The sequence below is a fragment of the Leptobacterium flavescens genome (assembly GCF_010671605.1).
Lineage (GTDB): Bacteria > Bacteroidota > Bacteroidia > Flavobacteriales > Flavobacteriaceae > Leptobacterium > Leptobacterium flavescens.
This window is the reverse complement of the sequence record NZ_JAABOO010000001.1, coordinates 90,100-104,874: the sequence shown is the minus strand read 5'-3', so window position 1 is coordinate 104,874 and position 14,775 is coordinate 90,100. Positions and strand designations below refer to the sequence as shown.

Sequence of the window (14,775 nt, the reverse complement as noted above, 5' to 3'; positions counted from 1 at the left end):
GCGTTAAAAGTTACCGATTCTTATGATATCTGCAAAAATTCCAGATGCAGTTACTTCTGCGCCGGCTCCGGCTCCCTTGATGATCAGTGGCTGATCTGTATACCTGTCTGTATGAAAGAGAACTATATTGTCTTTTCCTTCCAGATTGTAAAAAGGGTGGTCTGCCGGAATATGCTGCAAACCTACTTTAGCTTTTCCTTTTTCAAATTGAGCAACGTATTTTAACCTGCATCCTTTGCTTTCTGCTTTGGAATAGAGTTTTTCAAAATGACCCGAATGCTTATTCAGGGAAGCAAAAAAATCTTCTACTGCTTCCGTTTTAATACATTCCTCCGGCAGGAAAGACTCGTTTTTTATATCATCTATTTCCATTTCATAACCGCTTTCCCTGGCAAGGATAAGGATCTTTCTCATTACATCAATCCCACTGAGATCGATTTTCGGATCGGGTTCCGTATACCCTTCATCCCGGGCCTGTTCCACGATATCGGAGAAGGAGGCTTTATCATTAAAATTATTGAAGATAAAGTTCAGACTACCCGACAGAACGGCCTGGATCTTATTGACTTGATCCCCGGAGGCGATCAGGTTCTTCAGGGTATCGATTATCGGCAGCCCTGCACCCACGTTGGTCTCGAAAAGAAAGGGGGCACTGTATTTACGCGCCAGTTTTTTAAGATCGATATAACTTTCAAAAGCAGAAGAACAGGCTATCTTATTACAGGTAACTACAGCGATGCTGTTCTTTAGGTAAGAAGAATAACTCCCAGCAACTTCATCGCTGGCGGTATTATCCACAAAAATACTATTGCGGAGGTTCAGCTCTTTTACTTTACTGAAGAAATCTTCTCTGTTGGCCTTGTCACCTTTTTGAAGTTCCTGTTCCCAGTTCTCCAGCGAGAGGCCTTCTTCGTTAAAGACCATGGTTCTTGAATTGGAAAGCGCAACCACCCTGATGTTCAGTTGGAGCTGCTCCCTGAGGTATTTACACTGCTTGGAGATCTGACCGAGGAATTTACCTCCCACATTTCCAACGCCCATGACAAACAGGTTAAGTTGTTTTACATGGTCTTCAAAGAAACGCTCGTGTAAGGTGTTCAATGCTTTCTTTACATCATTCTCATTGATGACTGCAGAAATATTCCTTTCGGAAGCACCCTGTGCAATGGCCCTTATATTGACATTATTCTTCCCAAGGGCGCTGAACATCTTTCCACTAAGCCCCTGATGACTTTTCATATTATCTCCAACCAGGGCAATAACGGCAAGCTTCTTCTCGATGGTGCAGGGCCTGATCTTTCCCAGGGATATTTCGAAAGCAAAGACTTCGTCAATAACGTCTCTGGCGTTCTCTATCTCATCATTGCTTATTCCGAGGCAAATAGAATGTTCGGAAGAGGCCTGAGTGATCAGGATCACACTAATACCGGCAAGAGATAAAGCTTCGAAAAGCCTTTTGGAAACTCCGGGTACTCCAATCATCCCGGTACCTTCCAGTGATAAAAGTCCGACATTGTTAATATGACTGATCCCCCGTACCGGTTTATTCTTCCCATTGGAACTTTTGGTAATGAGGGTTCCTTCTTCGGAAGGTTTAAAAGTGTTTTTAATTTGAATAGGGATCTCCTTGTCCAGTACAGGTTGCACCGTAGGAGGATAAAGTACCTTAGCTCCGAAATGAGAAAGTTCCAGGGCTTCTTTATAGGAGATATTAGGAATGGCAAAAGCCTGCTTCACCCATTTGGGATTGGCCGTATACATTCCGCTGACATCTGTCCATATCTCCAGGGAACTGGCTTCGATAACCGCAGCAATAATAGCTGCTGAATAATCGGATCCGCCGCGACCCAGGGTAGTGGTATTCCTGTTTCCGGAAGAAGCTACAAAGCCCGGAACTACGATAATACGATAAGTAACCGTCCCGAAATAATTTTCGCATAATTCGGCCGTAGCGCGGAAATCCACACTTGCCTTTCCGTAATCTTCATTGGTTTTGATAAGGAAGCGCGAATCCTTGCGGATGCTATCCAGAGCTTCCGATACAAAGTATTCATTAATAATAAAAGAAGAAAGCAACTCACCGTAGCTAACGATCTTATCCAGGAGTTTTGCAGTAGTTTCTCCGATCATAAAGGCTCCGTCCAGAAGCGTCTCCAGATCGTTTAATGATTTTTTTACCTGAGCAAGCACTTTGCTCTGAGCTCCGGGAGGAATAAGATCTCTTATGGTATCTATATGCCTGTCTTCGATATGCTGAAGCTTCTCCCTGTAATTTTCATCCTGAACGGAGGCCAGCTGAGCCGTTTGCAGAAGAAGGTCGGTTACACCTCCAAGAGCCGAAACGACGACTACTATTTTTTCTTTCTCCGATGCTTCTCTGGCAATTTCCTTTACCAGTTTGATATTTTCTGCATTTGCAACTGAAGTTCCTCCAAATTTTAAAACTTTCATGACAAATAAGTATGTAATTAGAATTTAATATGAGTGATGTGCCGTTTGAAAAAACGGACTATACGAACAGATGATATGTGCAAACTAAACCCCGGATGGGGTAATGGAAGTAATGGTGAATACACCGCCTAAAATAGCAGAGCCTGTACCGATAGTAAGAATGGTACTTTTAAGGATATCTGATATGTTTACAATGCCGTGCATTTATGATAAGAATATCGGTTCAAAAGTAGTACTTTTACCCAGTTAAAAAAACATTTTGCTCATTTTTACCGAATTAACAATTTAGATGTAATTTTTTTGAAGAATGAAGATTTTTACCAGAGAACAGATATACGCAGCTGATAAATTCACAATAGAAAAACAAAATATTTCAAGTGACGAGCTTATGGAAAGGGCAGGAACGGCTGTTTTTAACTGGTTGCATTCCCGTTTACAGGGGGCTCAGGTTAAAATTCATGTATTCTGTGGGGTAAGGAATAATGGAGGAGACGGGTTGGTCATTGCCAGACATTTAATTACCCATGGTTACAATGTGGAAGCCTACATAGCTAATTTTAGCGAAGACAGATCCAAGGATTTCCTGTTAAATCTGGATAGGATCAAGGATGTGAAGCACTGGCCAAAATTCATCAATTGTGTTGAAGACTTTCCGCAGATAGCAAAAGAAGATATTGTGGTGGATGCGATTTTTGGGATAGGCCTTAACCGTCCGCCGGAAGGATGCACTGCAGAATTGATCACTTATATTAACAGCAGCAGAGCCTTTACACTGGCTGTTGATGTTCCTTCCGGATTGTATATGGATGGAGTGCCGGAAAACAAGGAAACGGTCATCCGCGCGAATTATGTTTTGAGTTTTCAGGCTCCCAAACTGATCTTCTTTTTGCCGGAGACCGGTGTTTATGCCAATCAGTGGGAAGCTCTGGATATTGGCCTCGATCCTGAATATATGTTCAGGGCCGAAGCAGGTGCCGAGCTTATCGATAAGTTTGAGGTATTGCCGATGTATATCCCCAGAGATAAATTCTCTCATAAAGGAACTTACGGACACAGCCTGATGATAGGAGGGAGTTATGGAAAGATAGGAGCAGCACTTCTAAGTTCGGAGGCCTGTCTTAAATCGGGAGGCGGACTGGTAACATCCTATATCCCGGAATGCGGATATGAGATCGTACAGACTGCCTTACCGGAGATCATGGTCATTACCGATGAAGAGGAAAAGTTTATAGGGGATATCAGTTTTGATATTGAGCCCACCGTTATTGGTATCGGCCCGGGAATAGGAACACATGAGAAGACCGCTGATGCACTGGAGAAATTCCTCAAAGAGAATAAAACCCCTTTGGTGGTAGATGCCGATGCACTCAATATATTGTCAAAAAATAAAGAGCTTTTAAAGCTGCTTCCCGGGAGAACTGTTTTAACGCCACATCCCGGAGAATTGGAAAGATTGATAGGAAAGTGGAAAGACGATTTTGACAAACTGAAGAAAGCGAAGGCTTTTAGTAAGAAATACAAGCTTATACTCCTTATAAAAGGCGCTCATTCTATTGTTGTTGATGCAGATAAACTTTATATCAATAATACAGGGAATCCGGGAATGGCCACGGCGGGAAGCGGAGATGTACTGACCGGAATTATCACCGGACTTATCTCGCAGGGATATGAACCGCTGGTTGCAACGATCTTTGGAACTTACCTTCATGGGAAGGCGGGAGATCTTGCAGTTATTAAAACGGGATACCAGGCTCTTACAGCAACAGAGATCGGAGATTTTATAGGGGATGCATACCTGGATCTCTTTCAGCAGGAACCCCAAGCTGCTCAAAGCCAGGATCAGAATGAAAACAACTCATAATTTTCTTGTAAATCTTAAGGGAAAAACAGAATTTTGACGAATGTTTTTTACAGCCAATGAATAAGACACATTATATAAATAAAGAAGTAATTGATATCGATCTTATCGACGATATCATCACCAATAAAAAAACAATTGCTTTATCTGAGGAAGCAATTTCCAATATTGTAAAATGCCGTAACTATCTGGATGAAAAATTAAAAAGCCAGAAGGAACCTGTTTATGGGATCAATACGGGATTTGGTTCGCTTTGTAACGTTAAGATCTCAAGAGAGCATTTAACTCAGCTACAGGAGAACCTTGTAATGTCTCATGCATGTGGTACGGGCGATAAAGTACCGCAGGAGATCGTAAAACTGATGCTTCTCCTGAAAATTCAGTCGCTTAGCTACGGACATAGCGGAGTACAACTTGTAACGGTGCAGCGCCTGGTAGATTTCTTTAATAAGGATATTTTGCCGGTGGTCTATACACAAGGATCCCTGGGTGCATCGGGCGACCTGGCTCCATTGGCCCACCTGGCCCTTCCGTTATTGGGAAGAGGAGAGGTGTATTTTGAAGGAAAGATCAGGCAGAGTAATGAAATACTGGAGCACTTCGGATGGGAAGCTATCCAACTTGAGGCCAAGGAAGGACTGGCGCTTCTTAACGGAACCCAGTTTATGAGTGCATACGGAACTTATCTTCTGAATAAATCCTTAAGGCTTTCTTATCTGGCAGATCTGATAGGGAGTATTTCTTTGGATGCCTTTATGGGCAGGATAGAGCCTTTTGATCATAAGATCCATCAGGTAAGGCCTCATAAAGGGCAGTTGCAGACCGCAGAGAATATTAAAAAGTTCCTGAAGGGGAGCGAGATCATTGAGCAGGAGAAAAAGCATGTGCAGGATCCGTATTCTTTCAGATGTATCCCTCAGGTTCACGGTGCTACCAAAGACACTATTGCTTTTGTTCATGAAACTTTCAGGGTAGAGATAAATGCCGTAACCGATAATCCCAATATTTTTGTAGAAGAGGATGAGATCCTGTCGGGAGGTAACTTCCACGGGCAACCTCTGGCACTTACACTGGATTATCTGGCAATTGCCATGGCAGAGCTTGGGAACATTTCAGAGCGCAGGATCTTTCAGCTGGTATCCGGACTACGTAATTTACCGGCCTTCCTTGTGAATGATCCGGGATTGAATTCAGGTTTGATGATCCCTCAGTATACAGCTGCCAGTATTGTAAGTCTTAATAAACAGCTGGCTACTCCTTCCAGTATAGATTCTATTGTTTCTTCTAACGGACAGGAAGACCATGTAAGTATGGGAGCCAATGCGGCTACTAAATGTTATCGCGTCCTGGAAAATGTAGAGCGTATCCTGGCTATTGAACTTATGAATGCTTCTCAGGCAATAAATTTCAGAAGACCGCTAAAGAGTTCGCCATTCCTGGAAGATTTCCTTCACAGCTTTACACAAAAGGTGCCCTTCGTTGAGCAGGACAGGGTTCTGCACGACGATATAAGCAAGGCAATTAGTTTCCTGAAGGAATGTCAGGTTAATTAAATGGCCTTTTTGGGTCTGTAGGAATCCAGAATGTTTTTAATCCAGTTAACGGCTTCATCCAGTTGTTCGAAGTGCTGAAGTTCTTTGGAGAAGAATAACTTTTCTATTTCAAAAGAAAGGTTATTGACCTCTTTAGAACTTACTATGGCGATGGCCTTTATATTTTCTTCCTGTGATGATTCTTTATATACCATTGGATCTACAGAATACGAATACATTCTGTAGGAGATAAAACCATAGGGGATATTTCCGAAGTGTTTTCTCGCGATCTGGAGCAATACATCATTCTCCTCCTTCTTAAACTCAACACCTTCGTTGACAATGGATACTACATAATTCTCATAAAAAATGAGGTTCCCGAAATTAAGTGAATAAACCTTTTCCATAATAACATTTTTATGCGGTGTTATTTAATTGGTAATGGTGGTTAATTACTAAATTCTGTGAGGGACCGAATTTTTGGTAAAGTTCTTGTTAAGAACTGATAAAACTACCTTTGTAGTATATAAAAAGATAATTCTCGATGAAACGAATATAAAAGTCGTTGTATTACATCGCTATTTTACAGATATAACAATTTTGTACCATTAATTTAAGAAAAAACTTTGAAAAAGAGAAGTAATTTTTATTGAACCCTTGTTTTGATCCAATTTTTTGCTTCTTCAAGATCCATAAAATACTCAAAAGGTTTATCAAAAAACAGCTTTTCGATCTCAACACTAAGGCGTTGTACCGGGTTGGACATCACTACGGCAATGGCCACCAGGTTTTTTAATTCTGAGGTTTCCTTATAAACGGTCGGGTCTACTGAATAGGAGTGAATTCGGTTGGAAATAAAGCCAAACGGCTTGTTTTTGTATTCGTTTTCGAAGGTGTTAAGCAAATATTTGTTTTCACAAGATTTAAGGTCGACACCTTCGTTAATTACACCAACAGCAAAGCTGTCGTAAAACTCGACGGAGCCAAACTCCAAGTCAACTTTTTTACTCATTAGTGGGGGGTTTATGAGACTAAAATAATATTTATTTTTAAATTCAAAAATTTACAACTTTTACTCATCGCATAATCGTATTTATCCATTCCAGCGCATTGTCAAACTCATTGAATATCCCCATAGGTTTATTATTGCCGAAGAAATGTTTTTCAATCTTAAAATTGTGTTTGTCCATTTTCTTTTGCGATACTATGGCAAATGCTTTAAGGTGTTTTAATTCCTTAATATGAGTGTATATTGTTGGATCGACTGCATATGAATTTCGCCTTACCGTAATATATGCGAAATCCGTATTTCTGAAATGTACTTCAGAGATACCGATAAGCTCAAGAGAACGCTCCAGCGTAAGTGTTATTCCTTCGTTTAATTGTGCGACCATATAATTTTGATAAACACATACTTCTCCGATCTCCAGCTTGTACGTTTTTATGCAATTATTACATTCCAACAGATACGGGATTAATTTCTAAATTAAAATTAATCTAAATAGAAAGAAGCTTGAAAAATAATAGATGAAAGATGATATTTATTCTTTGAATTTCTTTCGGAAGGAGTTATTCTTTTCTGAAGGGAAAATAAAAAAACGCGGGAACTTTAACTAAAATTCCCGCGAGTGTATTTATAACTTACTGATAATATACTTGTTATGATTCTGTCGGTTTCTCGGCTTTGTTGATCGTAATCGTCAACTCGTCCTTTTCTTCATCGAGATCCATAAAAATGCTGTCGCCATCTCCGATCTTGGAAGTAATGATCTCTTCGGCTAATGCATCTTCAATATATTTCTGAATTGCTCTTTTTAACGGACGTGCTCCGTACTGCTTGTCAAAACCTTTATCGGCTATATAATCTTTGGCTTTTTCACTTAATGAAAGATCATACCCCAGGTCTTTAATACGCAGGAATAGTTTATCAAGCTCGATATCGATGATCTTGTGAATGTCTTCTCTTTCCAGAGAGTTAAATACCACTACATCATCTATCCTGTTAAGGAACTCAGGAGCAAATGCCTTTTTAAGGGCACTTTCAATAACGCTTTTCTGATGTTCATCGGCCTGTGCCTTTCTGGCAGAAGTACCGAAACCAACTCCCTGACCGAAGTCTTTTAGCTGACGTGCCCCGATATTGGAAGTCATAATAATGATGGCATTCCTGAAATCGATCTTTCTTCCGAGACTGTCCGTAAGATAACCGTCGTCCAGTACCTGCAATAACATATTAAAGACATCGGGATGCGCTTTTTCAACCTCGTCAAGCAATACTACCGCATAAGGCTTTCTCCTTACTTTTTCGGTTAATTGCCCTCCTTCTTCATAACCTACATAACCCGGAGGTGCCCCGATTAATCTGGATACTGCAAACTTCTCCATATATTCACTCATATCTATCCTGATAAGAGCTTCTTCCGAATCGAAAAGTTCACTGGCCAGTACCTTGGCTAACTGAGTTTTTCCAACCCCTGTTTGTCCGAGGAATATAAAAGAACCAATAGGCTTATTAGGATCTTTAAGACCGGCGCGGTTACGTTGAATGGCCCTGGCCACTTTCTTAACTGCTTCGTCCTGTCCGATAACCTTACCTTTAATAAGATCGGGAAGTTCTGCAAGTTTGTTACTTTCTGTCTGAGCGATCCTGTTTACAGGGATCCCGCTCATCATAGAAACTACATCGGCCACATTCTCTTCAGAAACGATCTCCCGTTGCTGTTTGCTGTCTTCTTCCCATTTTTCCTGGGCGGTGGCTAATTCTTTTTCCAGACGTTTCTCGTCGTCACGGAGCTTTGCAGCCTCCTCGTATTTTTGCTTTTTAACAACCGAATTTTTCAACTCACGCACTTCTTCCAGTCGCTTCTCCAGTTCCAGGATCTGCTTGGGAACATGCATATTTGTAATATGTACGCGAGACCCCGCTTCATCCAGGGCATCGATAGCCTTGTCCGGTAAAAAACGGTCTGTCATATACCTGTTGGTAAGCTTCACACAGGCATCGATCGCATCATCCGTATAATCTACATTATGATGCTCCTCGTATTTCTCTTTGATATTCTGAAGGATCTCTATGGTTTCCTCTACAGATGTAGGTTCAACGATCACTTTCTGGAATCGTCTTTCCAGAGCTCCGTCTTTCTCAATATACTGCCTGTACTCATCCAGGGTAGTAGCACCGATACATTGGATCTCTCCTCTTGCCAGTGCCGGTTTGAACATATTGGATGCATCCAGACTACCGGTAGCTCCACCAGCTCCTACAATAGTATGGATCTCATCAATGAACAGGATAATATCGTCGTTTTTCTCCAGCTCATTCATTACTGCTTTCATTCGCTCTTCGAACTGTCCGCGGTATTTGGTTCCGGCCACAAGGCTGGCAAGGTCAAGGGTAACTACTCTTTTGTTGTAAAGAATACGGGATACCTTTTTCTTGATGATCCTTAAAGCAAGTCCTTCCGCAATAGCAGATTTACCTACTCCGGGTTCTCCGATAAGCAGCGGATTGTTTTTCTTCCTTCTGCTCAATATCTGGGAAACCCTTTCAATTTCTTTTCCTCTTCCGACAACAGGATCGAGTTTTCCTTCTTCAGCGAGCTGTGTAAGATCCCTTCCGAAGTTATCCAGAACAGGAGTCTTAGATTTTTTACTCGACTTGCTTCCGGATCCCGGGCTGTTAAACGGATTCTCTCTGGATTCTTCCGATCCACCCTGGTCATCCGGGTAAGATTCGGCTGATGGTGGATCTACATAATCATCATCACTTGTAATCATGTATTTAAATTGGTCTTTTACGTTATCATAATCTACCTTCAGCTTATTTAAAAGCTTGGTGGTAGGGTCGTTTTCGTTTCTAAGGATGCACAATAACAGGTGTGCTGTATTAATTGAAGAGCTCTGGAAGAGTTTAGCTTCCAGAAAAGTGGTTTTTAAAGCACGCTCTGCCTGCCTTGTTAAGTGTAGGTTTTTCTTATCGTTAGGGCCTATACCTATATTTGGGTTTGCAGGGCTTAATATTTCAACCTTCCTTCTTAGATGATCAAGATCTACATCGAGGGCATTTAAAATATTTATGGCTTTTCCACTTCCGTCCCGTAACAAACCCAGCATAAGATGCTCTGTACCTATAAAGTCGTGTCCGAGGCGTAAAGCCTCTTCCTTACTATAGGCAATAACATCTTTTACTCTTGGGGAAAAATTATCATCCATATATAACTTCTTTCATCATTTAAAAATAGTAAAAACAACTTTAATAGGTCAAAAATTGTACCCAAATTTAGCTGACATGTGCTAAGAGACAAAAAAAAACCTCAACTTCAAAAGTAATAGTCGTTATTTTATCAACGACTTAACAGGGCGAACTTGTTAATAAAAAACGCCCTGAGACAGTTGCTTCAGGGCGTTTCCAATATAATGATTAGGAAGTGTTTTTTACTTTGCGGGCTTGCTATTGAGGCCTAAACCTAAGAGTACTAGGAATATGGCCAGATGGATCATAATATTCATCCAGTTCCCTGAAGGAATATGTACGAGCACCAGGGCCATGAGCATGATAAAGGCCAGAATAATATATGACTTGAATAATTCTTTATTTAGCAGAAGTGCAATACCTGCCAATAATTCAACAGCTGCTAAGATGGCAGCTACAACCAGAGCGCCTGTGTCTCCGAGGAAGTCAAGACCGCTTCCTTTTAGGAATTCTGCCATGTTGTTAAGTCCAACACCGCCAAGAAAACCTTCAATAAATTTTTCAAGACCCCCCCAAATGAATAACAGGGCGAATCCTAGTCGGATTAAAAAATTTCCGTTTTGCATAATTTTAATGTTTTGGTTAATAATTTTTAATTCCCCTAAAAAGGATGAACTTCGTTGTAAATTTAGTATTATTTTAACAGTATCCTTACAAAACTATCAATTATTAACACTTTTGATTTCTACAAATGGAATTTTCTGCCCCTTGATTTTGAGTAACTTACAAGCCTTTGTTTTTGTTGATAAAATCCTTAAAAAATGAAGCCTGAGAGGCTTTCAGTAGCAGATAATTTGTGTATATTGCTCCGATTGTAAACAAACCGAAAAATTAAATTTTTTATATATGGCAGAAGGAGAAAAACTGATACCTATTAATATAGAAGATGAGATGAAATCGGCCTACATTGATTACTCAATGTCAGTCATCGTGTCACGTGCCTTACCGGACGTACGAGATGGTCTGAAGCCGGTTCACCGACGTGTTCTTTATGGAATGTATGAGCTTGGAGTATTAAGCAACCGGGCTTATAAAAAATCGGCTAGGATAGTAGGTGAGGTTTTGGGTAAATATCACCCTCATGGTGATACTTCCGTTTACGATACCATGGTGCGTATGGCCCAGGAATGGAGTCTCCGGTATATGCTCGTTGACGGGCAGGGGAACTTCGGATCTGTAGATGGCGATAGTCCGGCGGCAATGCGTTATACGGAAGCGAGAATGCGAAAGATATCTGAGGATATGCTGGCGGATATCGATAAGGAAACCGTAGATCATCAACTGAACTTTGACGATACACTTAAAGAACCTACCGTATTACCTACAAGGGTTCCGAACTTACTTATAAACGGAGCTTCAGGTATTGCAGTAGGGATGGCTACCAATATGCCTCCTCATAACCTGGCGGAGGTAGTAGACGGTACTATAGCTTATATAGATAATAACGATATAGAAATTGATGAGCTTATTCAACATATAAAAGCTCCCGATTTCCCTACCGGAGGTATTATTTATGGTTATGACGGAGTTCGTGAGGCCTTTAAGACCGGAAAAGGAAGAATTGTAATGAGAGCAAAAGCTTCCTTTGAAGAAGTTCAGGGAAGAGAATGCATCGTGGTTACTGAGATCCCGTATCAGGTGAATAAAGCCGATATGATCAAAAAGACCGCAGATCTGATCAATGACAAGAAAATTGAGGGGATCTCTACCATAAGAGATGAATCCGACAGGAACGGAATGAGGATCGTTTACGTGCTTAAGCGCGATGCTATTCCGAATATTGTTCTGAATACCTTATATAAATATACTGCTCTGCAATCGTCTTTCAGTGTTAACAATATTGCATTGGTAAACGGAAGACCAAAGCTGCTCAATCTAAAAGAGATGATACATCACTTTGTAGAGCACCGTCACGAAGTGGTGGTTCGCCGTACGGAGTTTGAGCTTAGGAAAGCAGAGGAAAGAGCGCATATCCTTGAAGGTCTGATCATAGCATCGGATAATATTGATGAGGTTATCGCACTTATCAGATCATCCGGCAATGCCGAAGAAGCAAGAGAAAAACTGATTGAACGATTCTCCCTTACCGAGATCCAGGCAAGGGCTATCGTAGAAATGAGGTTGAGACAACTTACCGGTCTGGAGCAGGATAAACTGAGATCCGAATATGAGGAGATCAAGAAGTTTATTGAAGACTGTAAAGACATCCTTGCCAGAAAGGAAAGAAGAATGGAGATCATTAAGGATGAATTAGCGGTAGTAAGAGAAAAATACGGAGATGAAAGAAGATCCGTGATCGAATATGCAGGAGGAGACCTTAGTATTGAAGATATGATCCCGGATGAGCAGGTGGTGATCACCATATCTCATGCAGGTTATATTAAGAGAACATCTCTTTCGGAATATAAGACCCAGAACAGGGGAGGAGTTGGACAGAAAGGATCTGCCACCAGAAATGAAGACTTCCTGGAACACCTCTTTGTGGGAACCAACCACCAGTACATGCTTTTCTTTACTCAAAAAGGAAAGTGTTTCTGGATGAGGGTTTACGAGATCCCGGAAGGAAGCAAGACCTCTAAAGGGCGTGCCATTCAGAACCTTATTAATATAGAATCTGATGATAAGGTAAAAGCCTTTATCTGTACTCAGGATCTTAAGGATGAGGAATACATCAATAATCATTATGTGATCATGGCTACCAAGAAAGGGGTAGTTAAGAAAACATCCCTGGAGCAGTATTCACGTCCGCGTCAGAACGGTATTAATGCAATTACTATCCGGGAAGATGATGAACTGCTGGAAGCAAAACTGACCACAGGGAACAGCCATGTAATGCTGGCGGTTAAATCGGGGAAAGCTATTCGTTTCGAGGAAGAGAAAACCCGCCCGATGGGAAGAAATGCATCAGGAGTTAGGGGAATTACCCTGGCTGATGATCAGGACGAAGTAATCGGAATGATCTCCCTGAATGATATGGATAGTAATATTATGGTGGTTTCCGAGAACGGATACGGAAAAAGATCCAATCTGGAAGATTACCGTATTACCAACAGGGGAGGAAAGGGAGTTAAGACCATTTCCATAACCGAAAAAACAGGTAAACTGGTTGCTATCAAACACGTTTCCGACCAGGATGATCTGATGATCATTAATAAGTCCGGAATCGTTATCCGCCTTGCGGTAGAAAACCTGAGAGTTATGGGTCGCGCCACTCAAGGTGTAAGACTTATAAATATCAAAGGAAGTGATTCTATTGCAGCTGTTGCGAAAGTGATGCATGAGGAGGAAGATGGAATGGAAGACGAACTGGAAAATACGGACGAACAAGAAAATAATGGCACAACTGTTGATTAAAGTAGTGCTAAATGACTATTTTTGAAAAAAATAAATGATTAAAACGATGAGAAAACAGATTTTAATTTTTTCTGCACTTGCGATATCCACGATTTCTTTTGCTCAAAAGAAGGAATTAAAAAGTGCTGAAAAAGCCCTGAAAGGTGGAAATACTGCAGAAGCTCAAACTGCTCTTTCTGCAGCAGAACCATTACTAGCTAATGCTGATGTCAAAACAAAAGCCAAATTCTATTTACTAAAAGGAAAGGTAAAGCATGACATGGCTAAAAAGGGTACGGGTGATGCTTACACCGAAGCAGTTGCTGCTTTTAAAGAAGTGATAAGTATTGAAGATGGAAGCAAAAAGACGTATACAGAGGAGGCAAAGACCCTTATGAATACTATCTCTGCAGAATTGGTTAATTCGGCAGTAGAATCGGCTCAGCAAACCAAGAATTACAAGGAAGCAGCCAGAAAATTGTATATGGCTTACGAATTAGATCCTGCAAATGAGGATTATCTGTATTTTGCTGCCAACTACGCAGTAACAGATAATGATTACGACACTGCATTGGACTACTATCTGAAGCTTAAGGAATTAAAGCATACGGGAGTAATTACAGAATACTATGCGGTTAATGTGGAAACAGGAGAAGAGGAGAAACTGCCTAACAAACAACAAAGAGATCTGTTTGTTAAAGCAAAGACCCACAGCAATCCTACGGAAAAACAAACAGAATCAAGATTCCCTGAAATTGTAAAGAATATCGCTCTTATTTACGCTCAACAAGGTAAAATTGAAGAGGCAGTAGCAGCGGTGAAGGATGCGCGAGAAGCAAATCCTAGCGATGTAAACCTTCTGTTGACAGAAGCTAACCTTTACATAAAGTTAGACAATAAGGAGAAGTTTGAAGAGCTGATGAAAGAAGCGGTTCAGAAAGATCCTGATAACCCTGTTCTTTATTTTAACCTTGGGGTAATCAGTGCCGAGCAGAACAATTACGATCAGGCAAAGGGATACTATGAAAAATCTATCGAAATAGATCCTAACTACAAGGATAGCTACCTGAACCTTGCATCGCTTATCTTAACTCAGGAAGGACCTATTGTAGATGAGATGAACAGTCTTGGAACTTCAAGAGCTGACAACGTTCGCTATGATGAGTTAAAGAAGAAGAGAGAAGGTCTTTACACTTCTGCGGTTCCTTATCTTGAAAAGATCCTTGATATCGATGCAAATGATGTAGATGCTCTGAAAACCCTAATGAATATTCACGGTACTCTTGGTAATACTGCCAAGTTCAGAGAGTTAAAAGAAAAACTAGCTGCTTTAGAGCAATAGAATATAT

Annotated in this window: 10 protein-coding genes; 4 read left to right on the top strand and 6 right to left on the bottom strand. The window is 40.8% G+C overall.

Annotation, left to right across the window (positions count from 1 at the left end; all coding sequences use genetic code 11):
• Nucleotides 1-3 precede the first annotated feature (3 nt).
• Entirely contained in the window at nt 4-2,451 is a 2,448-nt protein-coding gene (gene thrA, locus GWK08_RS00430; RefSeq protein WP_163604927.1) for a bifunctional aspartate kinase/homoserine dehydrogenase I, read from the bottom strand.
• Nucleotides 2,452-2,758: 307 nt separating this feature from the next.
• Here thrA and GWK08_RS00425 point away from each other — a divergent pair, with 307 nt between their 5' ends.
• Nucleotides 2,759-4,312, top strand: coding sequence for an NAD(P)H-hydrate dehydratase (locus GWK08_RS00425; RefSeq protein WP_163604926.1), 1,554 nt, complete (start codon nt 2,759-2,761; stop codon nt 4,310-4,312).
• A gap of 56 nt (nt 4,313-4,368) precedes the next feature.
• Nucleotides 4,369-5,862, top strand: coding sequence for a histidine ammonia-lyase (hutH, locus tag GWK08_RS00420; protein WP_163604925.1), 1,494 nt, complete (start codon nt 4,369-4,371; stop codon nt 5,860-5,862).
• Here hutH and GWK08_RS00415 read toward each other — a convergent pair.
• The 5 genes from GWK08_RS00415 to GWK08_RS00395 all read right to left on the bottom strand — a co-directional run bounded on the left by GWK08_RS00415 (nt 5,859) and on the right by GWK08_RS00395 (nt 10,659).
• Nucleotides 5,859-6,248 (bottom strand): SpoIIAA family protein, encoded by a 390-nt coding sequence (locus tag GWK08_RS00415; protein ID WP_163604924.1) that lies wholly within the window; start codon nt 6,246-6,248, stop codon nt 5,859-5,861. The two genes, hutH and GWK08_RS00415, sit on opposite strands and share 4 nt — an antisense overlap.
• 239 nt (nt 6,249-6,487) lie before the next feature.
• A complete protein-coding gene (locus tag GWK08_RS00410) occupies nt 6,488-6,853 on the bottom strand; it encodes an STAS/SEC14 domain-containing protein (protein ID WP_163604923.1) in 366 nt (121 codons plus the stop codon).
• A gap of 64 nt (nt 6,854-6,917) precedes the next feature.
• Nucleotides 6,918-7,235, bottom strand: coding sequence for an STAS/SEC14 domain-containing protein (locus tag GWK08_RS00405; protein ID WP_163604922.1), 318 nt, complete (start codon nt 7,233-7,235; stop codon nt 6,918-6,920).
• Between the two features lie 265 nt (nt 7,236-7,500).
• Nucleotides 7,501-10,053, bottom strand: a complete 2,553-nt coding sequence (locus GWK08_RS00400) for an ATP-dependent Clp protease ATP-binding subunit (RefSeq protein WP_163604921.1) — start codon at nt 10,051-10,053, stop codon at nt 7,501-7,503.
• A 222-nt stretch (nt 10,054-10,275) separates the two neighbouring features.
• Nucleotides 10,276-10,659: a DoxX family membrane protein gene (locus GWK08_RS00395; protein ID WP_163604920.1), complete on the bottom strand. Its 384-nt coding sequence runs from the start codon at nt 10,657-10,659 to the stop codon at nt 10,276-10,278.
• 280 nt (nt 10,660-10,939) lie between these two features.
• Between GWK08_RS00395 and gyrA the strand changes: the two genes are divergently transcribed.
• Together gyrA and GWK08_RS00385 are read left to right on the top strand one after the other, a co-directional pair.
• Entirely contained in the window at nt 10,940-13,447 is a 2,508-nt protein-coding gene (gyrA, locus tag GWK08_RS00390; RefSeq protein WP_163604919.1) for a DNA gyrase subunit A, read from the top strand.
• A 46-nt stretch (nt 13,448-13,493) separates the two neighbouring features.
• On the top strand, nt 13,494-14,768 hold the full coding sequence (locus GWK08_RS00385) for a tetratricopeptide repeat protein (RefSeq protein ID WP_163604918.1): 1,275 nt from the start codon (nt 13,494-13,496) through the stop codon (nt 14,766-14,768).
• The last annotated feature ends 7 nt before the right edge of the window (nt 14,769-14,775 follow it).